At 69.6% G+C, this 17,546-nt stretch carries 13 protein-coding genes; 6 read left to right on the plus strand and 7 right to left on the minus strand.

What is annotated here, in order from left to right; genetic code table 11:
• Positions 1-44 precede the first annotated feature (44 nt).
• The 5 genes from CU044_RS33980 to CU044_RS34000 all read right to left on the minus strand — a co-directional run bounded on the left by CU044_RS33980 (position 45) and on the right by CU044_RS34000 (position 5,885).
• Positions 45-716 carry a FadR/GntR family transcriptional regulator gene (locus CU044_RS33980; RefSeq protein WP_129772600.1) on the minus strand — a complete coding sequence of 224 codons (672 nt, stop codon included), beginning with the start codon at positions 714-716 and terminating at the stop codon, positions 45-47.
• 135 nt (positions 717-851) lie between these two features.
• Positions 852-2,462, minus strand: a complete 1,611-nt coding sequence (locus CU044_RS33985) for a glycerol-3-phosphate dehydrogenase/oxidase (protein WP_129772601.1) — start codon at positions 2,460-2,462, stop codon at positions 852-854.
• A gap of 54 nt (positions 2,463-2,516) precedes the next feature.
• Positions 2,517-4,067, minus strand: coding sequence for a glycerol kinase GlpK (gene glpK / locus CU044_RS33990; RefSeq protein WP_129772602.1), 1,551 nt, complete (start codon positions 4,065-4,067; stop codon positions 2,517-2,519).
• A gap of 38 nt (positions 4,068-4,105) precedes the next feature.
• A complete protein-coding gene (locus CU044_RS33995; RefSeq protein WP_129772603.1) occupies positions 4,106-4,897 on the minus strand; it encodes an MIP/aquaporin family protein in 792 nt (263 codons plus the stop codon).
• Positions 4,898-5,120: 223 nt separating this feature from the next.
• Entirely contained in the window at positions 5,121-5,885 is a 765-nt protein-coding gene (locus CU044_RS34000) for an IclR family transcriptional regulator (RefSeq protein ID WP_129772604.1), read from the minus strand.
• Between the two features lie 236 nt (positions 5,886-6,121).
• On the opposite strand from CU044_RS34000, the gene metH reads away from it, so the two are divergent.
• The 3 genes from metH to CU044_RS34015 all read left to right on the plus strand — a co-directional run bounded on the left by metH (position 6,122) and on the right by CU044_RS34015 (position 12,616).
• Positions 6,122-9,631 (plus strand): methionine synthase, encoded by a 3,510-nt coding sequence (gene metH, locus CU044_RS34005; protein ID WP_129772605.1) that lies wholly within the window; start codon positions 6,122-6,124, stop codon positions 9,629-9,631.
• 175 nt (positions 9,632-9,806) lie between these two features.
• Complete coding sequence (locus CU044_RS34010) at positions 9,807-10,508, plus strand: HAD family phosphatase (RefSeq protein ID WP_129772606.1); 702 nt, start codon at positions 9,807-9,809, stop codon at positions 10,506-10,508.
• 506 nt (positions 10,509-11,014) lie between these two features.
• Positions 11,015-12,616 (plus strand): ABC transporter substrate-binding protein, encoded by a 1,602-nt coding sequence (locus CU044_RS34015; protein WP_129772607.1) that lies wholly within the window; start codon positions 11,015-11,017, stop codon positions 12,614-12,616.
• 115 nt (positions 12,617-12,731) lie between these two features.
• Here CU044_RS34015 and CU044_RS34020 read toward each other — a convergent pair whose 3' ends face one another.
• A complete protein-coding gene (locus CU044_RS34020; RefSeq protein ID WP_129772608.1) occupies positions 12,732-13,403 on the minus strand; it encodes a response regulator transcription factor in 672 nt (223 codons plus the stop codon).
• 97 nt (positions 13,404-13,500) lie between these two features.
• A complete protein-coding gene (locus CU044_RS34025; protein WP_240046002.1) occupies positions 13,501-14,310 on the minus strand; it encodes a PD-(D/E)XK nuclease family protein in 810 nt (269 codons plus the stop codon).
• Positions 14,311-14,506: 196 nt separating this feature from the next.
• On the opposite strand from CU044_RS34025, the gene CU044_RS34030 reads away from it, so the two are divergent.
• The 3 genes from CU044_RS34030 (at position 14,507) to CU044_RS34040 (ending at position 17,541) form a co-directional block, all read left to right on the plus strand.
• Positions 14,507-15,754, plus strand: a complete 1,248-nt coding sequence (locus tag CU044_RS34030; protein ID WP_129772610.1) for a site-2 protease family protein — start codon at positions 14,507-14,509, stop codon at positions 15,752-15,754.
• A 62-nt stretch (positions 15,755-15,816) separates the two neighbouring features.
• The gene (locus tag CU044_RS34035) at positions 15,817-16,719 is read left to right on the plus strand and encodes a tRNA (adenine-N1)-methyltransferase (protein ID WP_030354613.1); all 903 of its coding nucleotides are present in this window, start codon (positions 15,817-15,819) and stop codon (positions 16,717-16,719) included.
• 228 nt (positions 16,720-16,947) lie between these two features.
• Complete coding sequence (locus tag CU044_RS34040; RefSeq protein WP_129772611.1) at positions 16,948-17,541, plus strand: hypothetical protein; 594 nt, start codon at positions 16,948-16,950, stop codon at positions 17,539-17,541.
• Positions 17,542-17,546: the final 5 nt, after the last annotated feature.

The following is a 17,546-nucleotide window of genomic DNA, read 5'->3' on the forward strand; positions in this document are numbered from 1 at the left end:
CGCCCCATGGGGCCCGCCCTCCGAGGCGGGCCCCCTGCGGAACCTCAGAGTGTGGATCGCAGCCACATCTCCACGCTCGCGATATGGACCGTCGCCCAGGACCGGGCCGCTTCGGCGTCCCGGTCCCTGAGCGCGGCCAGGATCGCCCGGTGCTCGTGGAGCGTCCGGCTGACCGCGTCCTCCTGGGTCAGCCCGCGCCAGATCCTGGCCCGCGTCGTCGGTCCGGAGAGCCCGTCCAGGAGCGAGCAGAGCACCGAGTTGCCCGACGACTGCACGATCCCCCGGTGGAACTCCAGATCGGCGGCGACCAGCTGCTCCACCGAGGGCCGCTCTCCCAGGGCGTCCAACTGGTCGTTCAGCACGTCGAGTTCGGCCTCGGTTATCCGGGCGCTCGCCATCGCGGTCGCGGCCGGCTCCAGGATGCGCCGTACGGCCAGGAACTCCAGCACCGTGTCGTCCCGGTGGAAGTCCACGACGAAGCTGAGCGCTTCCAGCAGCAGCTGGGGATCGAGGCTGGTGACGTACGTGCCGTCGCCCTGCCGTACGTCGAGGATGCGGATCAGCGACAGGGCGCGCACCGCCTCGCGCAGTGAGTTGCGGGACAGTCCCAGCTCGGCGGCGAGTTCGCTCTCCTTGGGGAGGCGGTCTCCCGGGCGCAGCGCGCCGGAGACGATCATTCCCTTGATCTTCTCGATGGCCTCGTCGGTGACAGCCATGGGCGACCTCCATACATCCGATGTATCGGCTCCCATTATGCGTCCCCGAACGCCGAGGAGGGGCACTCCCCGGCAGGGAGTGCCCCTCCTTTCGTACGGATGTGCCCGCGGCCCCGTGTTCCGGCCGCGAGCGTCTCAACCCCGGTCGCGGAGCAGCGCCTCGACCCGGGAGCGGATGCCCTCCGTGTCCAGGCCGCGGATCGTCAGCGTCGTACGGCGGCGCAGTACGTCGTCCACGGTCTCGGCCCACTCGTGGTCCCGGGCGTAGACGACCTGGGCCCAGATCTCCGGGGCGTCCGGGTGGATCCGCTCGCTCAGCGCCGGGTACTCGTTCGCCAGCCGCACGATGTCGAAGGCCAGCGAGCCGTAGTGGGTGGCGAGATGGCGGGCGGTGTCCACCGCCATCGACGGCCCCGTACCGCCGCCGTCGATCAGCAGCCGGTGGGCGACCGCGTTCGGGCTGGCGATACCGGGCAGCGGCAGCTTCTTCGGCAGCCGGGAGACGGGCTCCATGCCCTGGCCGAGCGGATGGCCCGGCAGGGACTCCAGCTTGGCGAGCACCGTACGGCCGATATGCCGGAAGGTCGTCCACTTGCCGCCGGCGACCGACAGCATGCCGCCGCGGCCCTCGGTCACCACCGTCTCGCGCTTGGCCTTGGAGGTGTCGCCGGGACCGCCGGGCAGCACCCGCAGACCCGCGAAGGAGTAGGTCATCAGATCGCGGCTCAGCTGCTGGTCGCGGACCGAGAAGGCCGCCTCGTCCAGGATCTGGTGGATGTCCTTCTCGTTGACCGCGACATCCCCCGGCTCGCCCTCGTACTCCTCGTCCGTGGTGCCGAGCAGCAGCATGTCCTCCCAGGGCAGGGCGAAGGTGATGCGGTACTTGTCTATCGGGGTCGCGAGCGCGGCCTTCCACGGGGCGGTGCGCCTGAGCACCAGATGCGCGCCCTTGGAGAGCCGGATGGAGGGCGCCGCGTCCGGGTTCTCCATCTTCCGCAGATGGTCGACCCAGGGGCCGGTGGCGTTCAGTACGAGCCTGGCGTCGACGCCGAACTCCGTACCGTCCATCCGGTCCCTGAGGTCGGCGCCGGTCACCCGCCCGTGGGTGAAGCGCAGTCCGGTGACCTCGGCGTGGTTGAGGACGGTGGCGCCCGAGTCGACCGCGGCGCGGACGGTCATCAGCGCCATCCGCGCGTCATTCATCTGGTCGTCCCCGTAGACGGCGACGGCCTTCAGATTGTCCGTACGCAGCTCGGGCACGGCCCGCCGCGCCTTGGCCGGGCTGATCACATGGCCGACACCGTCACCGAACGCGGAGAGCGCGGAGTAGGCGAAGACGCCCGCGCCGAGCTTGGCCGCGCCGTGCGGTCCGCCCTTGTAGACCGGCAGATAGAAGGTGAGCGGGTTGGCCAGATGCGGTGCCACCTGCCGGGACACCGCACGGCGCTCGAAGTGGTTCTCCGCCACCAGCTTCACCGCGCCGGTCTGCAGATAGCGCAGCCCGCCGTGGAGCAGCTTCGAGGAGGCGGACGAGGTGGCGCCGGCGAAGTCGCCCCCGTCCACCAGGGCCACCCGCAGTCCCGACTGGGAGGCATGCCAGGCGGTGGAGATGCCCAGGATGCCGCCGCCGATCACCAGGAGGTCGTACGTCGCGTTGGACAGTTGATCCCGGGTCTCGGCGCGGGTCGGCAGGGAACCGCCGGCCGGGTGCGTCCCCAGTGCGGGAACGCGCTGCAGGGTGCTCATTCTTCACTCCTCTTCGGATCTCACCGGCTCACCGGCGAGGCGGCTGACGGTCGGTCAGCTGTCGTCGTCGTCGAGCCACCCCATGGTGCGCTCGACGGCCTTGAGCCAGTTCTTGTACTCACGGTCGCGGGTGTTCGCGTCCATCCGGGGCGTCCACTCGGCGGCCCTGCGCCAGTTGGCGCGCAGCGCGTCGGTGTCCGGCCAGAAGCCCACGGCCAGTCCTGCGGCGTAGGCGGCGCCGAGGCAGGTGGTCTCGGCGACCATCGGGCGCACCACGGGTGCGTCGAGGACGTCGGCCAGGGTCTGCATCAGCAGGTTGTTGGAGGTCATCCCGCCGTCGACCTTGAGCGAGGTCAGCTCGACGCCGGAGTCCTTGGTCATGGCGTCGCTGATCTCGCGGGTCTGCCAGGCGGTGGCCTCCAGCACCGCGCGGGCGATGTGCGCCTTGGTGACATAGCCGGTCAGACCGGCGATCACCCCGCGGGCGTCGGGGCGCCAGTGCGGGGCGAAGAGACCGGAGAACGCGGGGACGAAGTACGCGCCGCCGTTGTCCTCGACCGACGACGCCAGCGTCTCGATCTCGGCCGCGGAGTTGATCAGGCCCATCTGGTCGCGCATCCACTGCACCAGCGAGCCGGTGACGGCGATGGAGCCCTCCAGCGCGTACACCGCCTGCTGGTCCCCGATGCGGTAGCCGACGGTCGTCAGCAGGCCGTTGTACGAGTTGACCGGCTTGTGCGCGGTGTTCATCAGCATGAAGGTGCCGGTGCCGTACGTCGACTTGGCCTCGCCCTCGGCGAAACAGGTCTGGCCGAACAGCGCCGCCTGCTGGTCACCGAGCGCGGAGGCGACCGGGATGCCGTCCAGGGCGCCGCCCTTGGCGTTCCCGTACACCTCGGCGGAGGAGCGGATCTCCGGCAGGATCGCGGCCGGGACCGCCATCGAGTCCAGGATCTTCGGGTCCCACGCCATGGTGTGCAGATTCATCAGCATCGTGCGGGAGGCGTTGGTGACGTCCGTGACATGCACCCCGCCGTCGGTGCCACCGGTCAGATTCCAGATGACCCAGGAATCCATCGTGCCGAAGAGGATCTCGCCGCGCTCGGCGCGCTCGCGCAGGCCCTCGACGTTGTCGAGCAGCCAGCGGGCCTTCGGCCCCGCGAAGTAGCTCGCGAGCGGCAGGCCGGTCTCGCGGCGGAAGCGGTCCTGGCCGACGTTGCGGCCCAGTTCACGGCAGAGCGCGTCGGTGCGGGTGTCCTGCCAGACGATGGCGTTGTGGACGGGCTCACCGGTGTTCTTGTCCCAGAGAAGGGTGGTCTCGCGCTGGTTGGTGATGCCGATCGCCTTGACGTCGGCGGAGGTGATGCCCGCCTTCTCGATCGCCCGCGCCACGACTTCCTGGACGTTCGTCCAGATCTCCTTGGCGTTGTGTTCCACCCAGCCGGGCCGGGGAAAGATCTGCTCGTGCTCCTTCTGGTCGACCGCGACGATACGGCCGTCCCGGTCGAAGACGATGCAGCGGCTGGAGGTGGTGCCCTGGTCGATGGCCGCGATGAACGGCCCCGTCCCGTGGGAGGACGTTCCGGTGGTGGTGGTGTCGCTCACGGTGTCTGCTCCTGTTCGATGCGGGGGTGGAGGGGGGCTTACACGAGGGCCCAGTTGTAGTAACCGCCCGCCAGCGCGCCGCCGATCAGAGGCGCGACCACCGGGATCCAGGCGTACGTCCAGTCGGAGCCGCCCTTGTTCGGCAGCGGCAGGAGCGCGTGCACGATACGCGGGCCGAGGTCCCGGGCCGGGTTGATGGCGTACCCGGTGGGGCCGCCCAGCGAGAGACCGATGGCCACGACGACGAAGGAGGTGATCAGGACACCGAGCGTGCCGAGGCCGTTGCCCGAGTTGTTCAGGCCCTGTGTGAGGATCGCGATGACCAGGACGAATGTGCCGATGATCTCCGTGAGCACGTTCTGCACGACGTTACGGACCTCGGGTCCGGTGGAGAAGACGCCGAGCACCGGCCCCGCGGCGGGCGCCGTCTTCTGGTCCACGAGCCCCTCGACCGCGGGCTGTGCCGCGAGGATCTCCGGGTCGGTCAGATGAGCCTTGAACTGGCCCAGGTAGGCCACCCAGACCAGGAAGGCGCCGATCATCGCGCCCAGCAACTGGGAGCCGATGTAGAGCGGGACATCGCCCCACTTGACGCCGCCCTCGATCGCCAGACCGAGCGTGAGCGCCGGGTTGAGCAGAGCGCCGGAGAAGGGGGCCGACACATACGCGCCGACCATGACGGCGAAGCCCCAGCCGAAGCTGATGGCGAGCCAGCCCGCGTTCTGAGCCTTGGAACGCTTGAGAACGACGCCTGCGACCACGCCGCCACCGAGGAGGATCAGCAGGGCGGTGCCCGTGACCTCACCTATGAAGATGTCGAAGTTGGACACCCGAGACTCCTTCGTCCAGGGAAAGACAAACCGCCGGCTCATACCAGTGGTCCGCGCCCTCGGGCGAGGGCTACCGGCCCTTGGCGTTGTCACACACTAACTTGTATTGCCGGTAAGTGTTCGACAATGCCGACCGTTGAACGGCAGTTTTGTCCTGTGGTGCAGCGTCGTCAAGGGTTCAGTGACCGAAACCTCGATCAGTACCGATGATCCGGCATTCGGTTCAAAACCGCCCGGCGCCGATGTCCCTGGAAACCGCGCGGGCACATTCGCGGACCGCCGCGACCAGCTCGGAGCGCAGTTCACCGGCCGGGCAGAGCCGCTCGACCGCGCCGGTGATGGCGATGGCGCCGACCGGCATCCGCCGCCGGTCGTGAATGGGGGCGGCCACCGCGGCCACGCCCTCCCAGGTCTCCTCCATGTCCGCGGCCCAGCCGCGCGCCCGGGTCAGGTCCAGCACCGACTCGAACTCCGCCAACCCGGTGATGGTCCGCGGGGTGAAATCCGTACGGTCGCCCTCCACCGCCTCGCTGTGCGCCACCGGGTCGTACGCCGAGAGCACCTTCCCGAGCGCGGTGGAGTGCAGCGGCTGCATGGCCCCCACCTCCAGCACCTGCCGGCTGTCGTCCGGGCGGAAGACGTGGTGGACGATCAGGACGCCCTGCTGGTGCACGACCCCCAGATGGACGCTCTCGCCGCTGGACCTGGCCAGGTCGTCCGTCCACACCAGGGCGCGGGAGCGCAGCTCGTGCACGTCCAGATAGCTGTTGCCGAGGCGCAGCAGCTCGGCCCCCAGCTGATAGCGGCCCGAAGTGGCGTCCTGTTCGACGAAGCCCTCCGCCTGGAGCGTGCGCAGGATGCCGTGCGCGGTGCCCTTGGCCAGCCCGACCGAGGAGGCGATCTCGGACAGGCCGAGCCGGCGCTCGCCGCCCGCGAGCAGCCGCAGCATCGCCGCCGCCCGTTCCAGCGACTGGATGTTCTTCGCCATCGGACCCGGACCTCCACTACGTTCGACAATGCTGAACACTATCGGTCGATGCCGACCTTCTCTCTCCATCGAGAGGATCTGTCAAGACCGCGCGCCCCGGATCTTCCCGTGGACAGGATGCCGTCCGCCCGCTGGGATGCCGCACCGGATCGGAGGCCGCCCGGCTACCCTTGCCGGGTGCGCCCTGCTCCAGCGGGCGCAAAGCCGACAGCCGTCGCATCCCCGGGAGTACTTTCATGGCCTCGTCGCCGAGCCCCTCCACTGACAGCCGGACCCGTATCGAAGCCCTCCGCGAGGCGCTCGCCACCCGCGTGGTGGTCGCCGACGGCGCGATGGGCACGATGCTCCAGGCACAGGATCCGACGATGGAAGACTTCCAGGATCTGGAAGGCTGCAACGAGATCCTGAACGTGACACGCCCGGACATCGTCCGCTCCGTCCACGAGGAGTACTTCGCGGTCGGCGTCGACTGCGTGGAGACGAACACCTTCGGTACGAACTACGCGGCCCTGGCCGAGTACGACATCCCCGAGCGGGTCTTCGAGCTCGCCGAGTCCGGCGCCAGGATCGCCCGCGAGGTCGCGGACGAGTTCACCGCCTCCACCGGACAGCAGCGCTGGGTGCTCGGCTCGATGGGACCGGGCACGAAGCTGCCGACCCTGGGCCACGCCCCGTATCTCACGCTGCGCGACGCCTACCAGCAGAACGCCGAGGGCATGATCGCGGGCGGCGCGGACGCGCTGCTGGTGGAGACCACGCAGGACCTGCTCCAGACCAAGGCGGCCGTCCTCGGCGCCCGCCGCGCGCTGGCCGCCACCGGAACGAACCTGCCGATCATCTGCTCGGTCACGGTCGAGACGACCGGCACGATGCTCCTCGGCTCGGAGATCGGCGCGGCCCTGACCGCGCTGGAGCCCCTCGGCATCGACATGATCGGGCTGAACTGCGCCACCGGCCCGGCCGAGATGAGCGAGCACCTGCGCTATCTCGCCCGGCACTCGCGGATCCCGCTCTCCTGCATGCCCAACGCCGGCCTTCCGGTCCTGGGCAAGGACGGAGCGCACTACCCGCTGTCGGCCGCGGAGCTCGCCGACGCCCAGGAGACCTTCGTCCGCGAGTACGGCCTGTCGCTGGTGGGCGGCTGCTGCGGTACGACGCCCGAGCACCTGCGCCAGGTGGTCGAGCGGGTGCGCGGCCAGCGGCTCACCGAGCGCGAACCGCACCCCGAGCCGGGCGCCGCCTCGCTCTACCAGACGGTGCCGTTCCGCCAGGACGCCTCGTATCTGGCGATCGGCGAGCGGACCAACGCGAACGGCTCCAGGAAGTTCCGCGAGGCCATGCTGGAGGGCCGCTGGGACGACTGTGTGGAGATGGCCCGCGACCAGATCCGCGAGGGCGCCCACCTGCTGGACCTCTGTGTCGACTACGTCGGCCGCGACGGCGTCGCCGACATGGCCGAGCTGGCGGGCCGGTTCGCCACCGCCTCCACGCTGCCGATCGTGCTGGACTCCACCGAGCTGCCCGTCCTGCGGGCCGGCCTGGAGAAGCTCGGCGGCCGTGCGGTGATCAACTCCGTCAACTACGAGGACGGCGACGGCCCGGAGTCCCGCTTCACGAAGGTCACCGAGCTGGCCAAGGAGCACGGCGCCGCGCTCATCGCGCTGACCATCGACGAGGAGGGCCAGGCCCGTACCGTCGAGCACAAGGTCGCCATCGCCGAGCGGCTGATCACCGACCTCACCACGAAGTGGGGCGTCCACGAGTCGGACATCCTCATCGACTGTCTGACCTTCACGATCTGCACCGGCCAGGAGGAGTCGCGGGGCGACGGCATCGCCACCATCGAGGCCATCCGCGAACTCAAGCGCCGCCACCCCGACGTACAGACCACGCTGGGTCTGTCCAACATCTCCTTCGGCCTCAACCCCGCCGCCCGTATCGTGCTGAACTCGGTCTTCCTCGACGAGTGCGTCAAGGCCGGACTCGACTCGGCGATCGTGCACGCCTCCAAGATCCTGCCGATCGCACGTCTGGAGGAGGAGCAGGTCAAGGCCGCGCACGACCTGATCTACGACCGGCGCGCCGAGGGCTACGACCCGCTCCAGAAGCTCATGGAGCTGTTCGAGGGCGTCAACACCAAGTCGATGAAGGACGGCCGGGCCGAGGAACTGCTCGCCCTGCCGCTGGACGAGCGCCTCCAGCGCCGCATCATCGACGGCGAGAAGAACGGTCTGGAGGCCGACCTCGACGAGGCCCTCCAGGACACCCCGGCCCTCGACATCGTCAACAACACGCTGCTCGAAGGCATGAAGGTGGTCGGCGAGCTGTTCGGCTCCGGCCAGATGCAGCTGCCGTTCGTGCTCCAGTCCGCCGAGGTCATGAAGACCGCGGTCGCCTATCTGGAACCGCACATGGAGAAGACCGACGACGACGGCAAGGGCACCATCGTGCTCGCCACCGTCCGCGGCGACGTCCATGACATCGGCAAGAACCTCGTCGACATCATCCTCTCCAACAACGGCTACAACGTGGTGAATCTGGGCATCAAGCAGCCCGTCGCCGCGATCCTTGAGGCGGCCGAGGAGCACCGGGCGGATGTCATCGGCATGTCCGGTCTGCTGGTGAAGTCGACCGTGATCATGAAGGAGAACCTGGAAGAGCTCAACCAGCGCCAGATGGCCGCCGACTACCCGGTGATCCTCGGTGGCGCGGCGCTGACCCGGGCCTATGTCGAGCAGGATCTGCACGAGATCTACGAGGGCGAGGTCCGGTACGCGCGCGACGCGTTCGAGGGGCTCCGGCTGATGGACGCCCTGATCGCCGTCAAGCGCGGCGTCCCCGGCGCCGTCCTGCCCGAGCTGAAGCAGCGCCGGGTCAAGGCCAGGCCCCAGACCCAGATCGAGGAGCGGCCGGAAGAGGGCGCGGCCCGCTCGGACGTCGCCGTCGACAACCCCATCCCGACGCCGCCGTTCTGGGGCACCCGCGTCGTCAAGGGCATCCAGCTCAAGGAGTACGCCTCCTGGCTGGACGAGGGCGCGCTCTTCAAGGGCCAGTGGGGGCTCAAGGAGGCCCGCAAGGGCGGTCCCAGCTACGAGGAGCTGGTGGAGAGCGAGGGCCGGCCCCATCTGCGCGGCTGGCTGGAGCAGATGCACACCCAGAACATGCTGGAAGCCGCCGTCGTCTACGGCTACTTCCCCTGCGTGTCCAAGGGCGACGACCTGATCCTGCTGAACGACGACGGGTCCGAGCGCACCCGCTTCACCTTCCCGCGCCAGCGCCGCGGCCGCCGCCTCTGCCTGGCGGACTTCTTCCGCCCGGAGGAGTCCGGCGAGACGGATGTGGTCGGCCTCCAGGTCGTCACCGTCGGCTCGAAGATCGGCGAGGCGACCGCGGAGCTCTTCGAGGCCAACGCCTACCGCGACTATCTGGAGCTGCACGGGCTGTCCGTCCAGCTCGCCGAGGCGCTCGCCGAGTACTGGCACGCCCGGGTCCGCTCGGAGCTGGGCTTCGCCGGCGAGGACCCGGCCGAGGTCGAGGACATGTTCGCCCTGAAGTACCGGGGCGCGCGCTTCTCGCTCGGCTACGGCGCCTGCCCGGATCTGGAGGACCGCGCGAAGATCGCGGAGCTGCTGGAGCCGGAGCGCATCGGTGTCCAGCTCTCCGAGGAGTTCCAGCTCCACCCCGAGCAGTCCACCGACGCCATCGTGATCCACCACCCCGAGGCGAAGTACTTCAACGCGCGCTGAGCCCCGTCCTCGCGGCCCGCGCCGGCCCTCGGGTCCCCTCCGCCGGGAACCGAGCGGCGCGGGCGGCGGACGAGTCGTACACTTATCGGTCCAGTGCAGGCCGGTCGCCTGTCCCGGAGGGGCAACCCCGCGGGCAAGGTGACCGGCCTTCTCGTCCCTCATGGAGGTGTGCCGGATGACCAGTACGGTCCCCGCGTCCCTGACCCGAACGGCCGAAGGCTCCGCGCTTCAGGCCGTCCTTCTCGACATGGACGGCACCCTGGTCGACACCGAGGGATTCTGGTGGGACGCCGAGGTGGAGGTCTTCAAGGCCCTCGGGCACGTCCTCGACGAGACCTGGCGCGAAGTGGTGGTCGGCGGGCCCATGACCCGCAGTGCGAGCTTCCTCATCGAGGCCACCGGCGCCGCCATCACCCTCAGCGAGCTCACCGTGCTGCTCAACGACACCTTCGAGCACCGGATCGGGAGCGATCTGCCCCTGATGCCCGGCGCGACCCGGCTGCTCACCGAGCTGGCCGCCCACGAGGTGCCCACCGCCCTGGTATCCGCCTCGCACCGGCGCATCATCGACCGGGTGCTGGCCTCCCTGGGGCCCGAGAACTTCGCGCTCACGGTGGCGGGCGACGAGGTGCCCCGTACCAAGCCGCACCCCGACCCGTATCTGCTCGCCGCGCGGGGCCTGGGCGCCGATCCGGCGCGCTGCGCCGTCATCGAGGACACGGCCACCGGTGTGGCCGCCGCCGAGGCCGCGGGCTGCCGGGTGGTCGCCGTACCCTCCGTCGCACCGATCGCCCCGGCGGCCGGCCGCACGATCGTCGGCTCGCTCGAAGAGGTCGATCTGGTATTCCTGCGCGGTTTGATGACACACGGGCGCTGAGGCGCGTACTGAGAGTCGCACCGGAATGCCGAACGGAAACTCTCGGCATTGGCACGGATATTTTCCGTGACCTCCATGACTCCAATCCGGGTCACTTTCAAACACCGTGTAAGTGACCTTTGTCACTGTCCTGCGCATCGACAGCGGAGGGCGGGGCTGATCCACGCCGGTCCGAGGTGGGGCCGACTGTGCCCTTGTGTCCCGGTTTATCGGCCGGTGTGTGATTCATGTCGTGACCCGGATATCCACGCGCCGCTATTTCCGATCACTGTGTGATTACGTTTCAGATCGGGCCCGGTCCGGCATTCCCGGAGCCTCCGACTAATCTCATCGCGAGCACTTCGCCGCTTCAACGACGTGTCCCGACGACCCACCAAGTCGCCACGCGCACAGGACCGATCGCCCTGTATCCCGGCCCGATCGCATCTGCCCCGAACGGGTGGGCGCGGCGGAGTCTCCCATTTGCACAGCTGTATCTCAGTGCCGGATGAGGGAGTACGTCCAGGATGAACCGCAAGACTTTGGCGCTGTCGGCCGCGATCGGCCTGCTTGTGCCCGTGCTCGCCGGTTGCGGTGGCTCGGACGGTGGCTCCGGCGGCGAGGCCATTGTCGTGGGCACCACGGACCAGTACATCGCGACGAAGGAGGCCGTCGCCCCGCTGGACCCGGCCGCCGCGTACGACACCGGTTCCTGGAACGTCCTGCGTCAGACCATCCAGACACTGATGCACGTGCCCCGCGGCGGCGGCAAGCCGGTCCCGGACGCCGCCTCCAAGTGCGCGTTCACCGACCGGGCGAACGAGAGCTACCGCTGCACTCTGCGCGAGGGGCTGAAGTTCGCCGGCGGCGACCCCATCACGGCCGATGACGTGAAGTACTCCATGGAACGGGTCCTGAAGATCAACGACCCCGGCGGGGTGGCCGGTCTGCTGACCAACATCGACACGATGGAGAGCGACGGCGCCCGCGAGATCATCTTCCATCTCAAGACGCCCGACGCGACCTTCCCGTACAAGCTGTCCACGCCGCCCGCCGGCATCGTCAGCAAGAAGGACTACCCGCCGACGAAGCTCCGCGCGGGCTTCGACGTGTCCGGCTCCGGCCCGTACAACTTCGCGGCGGACGTCAAGGGCGACACCGTCACCAAGGCGACCTTCACCAAGAACCCCGACTACAGGGGCGACCTGAACATCCAGAACGACAAGGTCGAGCTGCGGCCCTTCACGGACGCGGACGACATGGGCAAGGCGCTCGACGCCGGCGACATCGACGTGATGACCCGCGCGATGACGCCGGGCCAGGTGCAGTCGATGGTCGAGAAGCCCAAGGACGGCATCCAGCTCACCGAGATGCCGGGTCTGGAGATCCGCTACCTCGTCTTCGACACCGACGCCCCGACCGTCAAGGAGAAGGCGGTGCGCCAGGCCATGGCGTACACCATCGACCGCGGCGACCTGATCACCAAGGTGTACGGCGCGATGGCCGAGCCGCTGTACTCGCTCATCCCGTCGAGCATCGCCACGCACACCAACTCGTTCTTCAACAAGTACGGCGACCGCAACCTGCCCAAGGCCGCCGACCTGCTGGAGAGCGCCGGGATCGAAACCCCCGTGAAGCTCTCGCTGGACTACACGACCGACCACTACGGCGAGGCGACGAAGCAGGAGTTCGAGAACCTCAGGGACCAGCTCAACAGCAGCAAGCTGTTCGACGTCTCCATCAAGGGCACGGAGTGGAAGACCTTCCGCCCGAACCAGATCAAGGGTGACTACTCGGTCTACGGGATGGGCTGGTTCCCCGACTTCCCGGACCCGGACAGCTACACGGCGCCCTTCCTGGACAAGGACAACTTCCTCAACATGCCCTACAACAACGCCACACTGCGCGGCGAGCTGATCCCGCAGTCGCGCCGCGAGGCCGACCGCAGCGCCGCCACGAAGACCTTCAGCCGGATCCAGGACATCGTCGCCGACGACGTGCCGGTGCTGCCGCTGTGGCAGGGCAAGCAGTACGTCGCCTCGCGCGATGACATCGCGGGTGTGGAGTGGGCGGTCAACTCCTCGGCGGAACTGCTCCTCTGGGAGCTCCGCCGCGGCCCCGGCGCGTGACCTTCCCGGGCCACCGGGAGACTTACGGAAGCTTCTGAACAGCGGTCCGGCCGCGTGGGCGAGGCCCACGCGGCCGGACGGGTCGGGGCGGCGGTCCGCCGTCGTCACTGGGTCGTCACTGTGCGCCGGGGCGCACCAGCCCGCTCTCGTACGCGTACACCGCGGCCTGTACCCGGTCGCGCAGCCCCAGCTTGGTCAGCACATGGCCCACATGCGTCTTGACCGTGGTCTCACTGACGAAGAGGTCCGCCGCGATCTCCGCGTTGGACAACCCCCGGGCGACCAGCTTGAGCACCTCGACCTCGCGGTCGGTCAGTGTGTGCAGCGTGTCGGGCACCGGCTCCTCGCCGGACGGCAGGTGATCCGCGTACTTGTCGAGCAGCCGGCGCGTGATGCTCGGCGCCAGCATCGCCTCACCCGCCGCGACCACCCGGATCGCCTGGACCAGCTCATTGGCGGGCGCGTCCTTGAGCAGGAAGCCGCTGGCCCCCGCGCGCAGCGCCTCCACCACGTACTCGTCGAGATCGAAGGTCGTCAGGACCAGTACCTTCGCCGGACCGTCCCGGCCGGGGCCGGTGATCTGACGGGTCGCCTCCACGCCGTCCATCCGGGGCATCCGGATGTCCATCAGCACCACATCGGGCTGGAGCGCGCGGACCTGGTCGATGGCCTGGAGGCCGTCCCCGGCCTCGCCGACGACCGCGATGTCCTGCTCGGCCTCCAGGATCATCCGGAAGCCGGTGCGCAGCAGCGGCTGGTCATCGACCAGTAGGACGCGGACAGTCACAGGGAACTCCTTCACTAGACCGGCCCCATTCTGCCCTGACCACCCCACCGTGACTCCGCCGGGAGCGGCGGCCGGTCCCGCCGGCCGGACGCGTCGTCTACGCGCTCCCCGGCACACCGACCGTCAGCGGATAGACGGGAGGCGTACCGCCGAATTCCGGACAGACCGCCTGGTGGTCGCACCAGCCGCACAGCTTCGTGGGACGGGGACGCCAGTCACCCGTCTCGGTGGCCAGCCTGATCGCCTCCCAGAGCGCGAGCAGCTTCCGCTCCACCCGCTCCAGATCGGCCTGCACCGGGTCGTACGTGACGACCTCCCCGCTGCCCAGATACACCAGCTGGAGCCGGCGCGGCACCACCCGCTTCAGCCGCCAGACCACCAGCGCGTAGAACGACATCTGGAACCGCGCCCCGTCCGCGTACTCGGGCCGGGGCGCCTTGCCCGTCTTGTAGTCGACGATCCGCACCTCGCCCGTGGGCGCCACGTCGACGCGGTCGATCACCCCGCGCAGCCGCAGCCCCGACTCCAGCTCCGTCTCGACGAACAGCTCCCGCTCGGCCGGCTCCAGCCGGGTCGGGTCCTCCAGCGAGAACCACCGCTCGACCAGCCGCTCCGCCTCCGCCAGCCAGCGCGCCAGCCTCTCGCCGTCCGCGTCCTCCGCGAACAGCCCGGCCAGCTCGGGACGGGACTCCAGCAGCCGGTCCCACTGGCCGGGGACCAGCGCCTTCGCCCGGGGCGCCGTACGCTCCACGGCCGGTGCGTCGAAGAGCCGCTCCAGCACGGCATGAACGAGCGTGCCGCGGGTCGCCGCCTCGCTCGGTTTCTCCGGCAGCTTGTCGATCACCCGGAACCGGTACAGCAGCGGGCACTGCATGAAGTCGCTCGCACGCGACGGCGAAAGCGACATCGGCGGACCGGCCGGAGACGCGGCGGACCGCTCGCCCGGAGACGCGGCGGGCGGCAAGCTCGGAGAAGTGGGCGGCAGGCTCGTACTCATGACGCAGACCCTATGGCCCGACACTGACAGCGATCCGAATACCATCGACTACAGAGCCTCTCGCACTGCATGATCGAGCGAGCGACGCTGCCGACGAAGGGAACCCGTGAAAGAGGACGACGAGCGCGGCGAGAGCAAGCCGTCGCAGCCCGGCAAGGGGGATACGGGCCCCGGCGGCAAACCACCGCGCCGCGAAGACCCAGGCGGTGGCATTCTCATGGGCCGCCCCTTCGGCGTGCCGGTCTACGTCGCCCCGAGCTGGTTCCTGGTGGCCGCGCTCATCACCTGGATCTTCGGCGGCCAGCTGGAGCGGGTCCTCCCGCAACTGGGCGGCCTCCGCTATCTGCTGGCGCTCTTCTTCGCCGTCGCCTTCTACGCCTCCGTACTCGTCCACGAACTGGCCCACACCGTCGCCGCGCTCCGCTTCAAGCTGCCGGTGCGCCGGATCCAGCTCCAGTTCTTCGGCGGCGTCTCCGAGATCGAGAAGGAGTCCGAGACCCCGGGCCGCGAGTTCATCCTGGCCTTCGTCGGGCCGCTGCTCTCGCTGGTGCTCTCCGGGATCTTCTACCTCGGCCTGCTGGCCGTCGAGCCCGGTACGGTCCCCGGCGTCCTGCTCGCGGGGCTGACGATCTCCAATCTGATCGTCGCCGCCTTCAACCTGCTCCCCGGCCTTCCGCTGGACGGCGGCCGGATGCTGCGCGCGGTCGTCTGGAAGATCACCGGCAAGCCCATGAGCGGCACCGTCGCCGCCGCCTGGGTCGGCCGGGCGCTCGCCGTCGCCGTGCTGATCGGCCTGCCGCTCCTCACCCGAACGGGCGCCCTGGGCACCTCGGCCAGGAACGTCAGCGGCATGGAGACCGTCACCGACGCGCTGCTCGCCGCCATCCTCGCCGCGATCATCTGGACCGGCGCGGGCAACAGCCTGCGGATGGCCAGGCTCCGCGAACACCTCCCCGAACTCCAGGCCCGCGCCCTCACCCGGCGCGCGGTTCCGGTCGAGTCCTCCACCCCGCTCTCCGAGGCGCTGCGCCGGGCCAACGAGGCGGGCGCCCGCGCCCTCGTCGTCGTCGACGGCCAGGGCGACCCGACGGCCCTGGTCAGGGAGTCCGCGATCGTCGGCGTACCGCAGCACCGACGCCCCTGGGTCGCGGTCAGCGGCCTCGCCCAGGACCTCACGGAGGGCATGAAGGTCCCCGCGGACCTGGCGGGCGAGGCCCTCCTCGAACGGCTCAGGGCCAGCCCCGCGACGGAGTACCTGGTGCTGGAGGAGACGGGCGAGATCTACGGGGTCCTGTCGACCGCCGACGTCGAGCGCGCCTTTGTCGCGGCGATGGCCCGCCCGCAGGGGAAGTGAGCACCGCCGGGGCCGCCCACCGGGCGAAACGAGCCCCCGGAAAAAGCGGCTAAGCTTCAAACATGTCCGAACCGACCGGTGCCGCCCGACGTCGCGGCCCCTTCAAGGTCGGGGACCAGGTTCAGCTCACCGACCCCAAGGGACGCCACTACACCTTCACGCTCGAAGCCGGGAAGAATTTCCACACCCACAAAGGGTCCTTCCCGCACGACGAGCTGATCGGTGCTCCCGAGGGCAGTGTTGTCCGTACCACGGGAAACGTCGCCTATCTCGCGCTGCGCCCCCTGCTCCCCGACTATGTCCTGTCCATGCCCCGCGGCGCCGCGGTGGTCTACCCGAAGGACGCCGGCCAGATCCTGGCCTTCGCCGATATCTTTCCCGGCGCGCGCGTCGTCGAGGCGGGCGTGGGCTCCGGCTCGCTCAGCAGTTTCCTGCTGCGCGTCATCGGGGACCAGGGCATGCTGCACTCCTACGAGCGCCGCCAGGACTTCGCCGACATCGCCCGGCAGAACGTGGAGCGCTACTTCGGCGAGCCGCACCCCGCCTGGCAGCTGACGGTCGGTGACCTCCAGGACAATCTGTCCGACACGGACGTCGACCGCGTGATCCTCGACATGCTCGCCCCCTGGGAGTGCGTCGAGGCCGTCTCCAAGGCGCTCGTGCCCGGCGGCATCCTCTGCGCGTACGTCGCGACGACCACCCAACTCGCCCGTACCGTCGAGACGATCAGGGAGTTCGGCACGTTCAACGAGCCGGCCGCCTGGGAGTCGATGATCCGCAACTGGCACGTCGAGGGTCTCGCCGTACGCCCGGACCACCGGATGATCGGCCACACCGGCTTCCTGGTGACCGCGCGCCGGCTCGCGGACGGCGTCGAGCCGCCGCTGCGCCGCCGTCGTCCCGCCAAGGGCGCGTACGGGGACGACTACGACGGTCCCGGCAGCGGCAGCGGCTCACGCGGCTGACCGTACGGCCGGCTCTCCCTCTCGCCACAGCGACCGTCAACACGGCGACAGCGCCGCCGAGTTCCCGTCAGGAACGGGGGAACTCGGCGGCGCTCTCTTTACGTTGGTCTTACGGACCCCGCTGTTCCGCCGCCCTGTGACGTGTGGCACGATGCTGTCTCCCTCCCACCGTTGGTTATTCGCCGTCACCGCCTTCACACGTCACCGCCTTCACAGGAGACACTCCGCGTGCAGCTCTCCGACGTCCCGGACCTCGCGCACACCCGGCCCCGCGCCGTGCACTGGCTCGCGACGGCCACCGCGATGGCCGCTGTCGTGGCCCTGGCGGGTCTGCTCCAGCCCGGCGCCGCCACGGCGTCCCAGTCGGGCTCGGGATCCCCGAAGGCCGCGGACCCGGGCCGGGCACCGCTGCCCGCCCCAGACCCCTCCGGAGTGGACTTCCCGCTGGAGTGCGGGGGAGTGGGCACGACCGTCACGAAGAAGTCCTCGGGCGACCTCGACGGGGACGGCAACCCCGAGACCGTGGCGGTCGTACGCTGCGCGGCCGGCTCCGGCACCCCGCCCAACGGTGTGTACGTACTGACCAGGGCCGGCGGCGAGGGCGAGCGGGCCAGGATCGTGGCGACGCTGGTGGACCCCGAGGACAAGCTCACCGTCGGCCCCGACTTCGCCGTACGCGACGGGGAGATCCTCGCGACCCTGTTCGGCTACTCGGGCCCCACGGTCCCCAGCTGCTGTCCCGACGAGGAACAGCGGGTCTCCTGGCGGTGGCAGAACGGCGCGTTCGTACGCGGTGAGCGTCCCGTCGCACGGAGTGTGTGAAAGAT

It is taken from the genome of Streptomyces sp. L-9-10 (assembly GCF_004151105.1).
Lineage (GTDB): Bacteria > Actinomycetota > Actinomycetes > Streptomycetales > Streptomycetaceae > Streptomyces.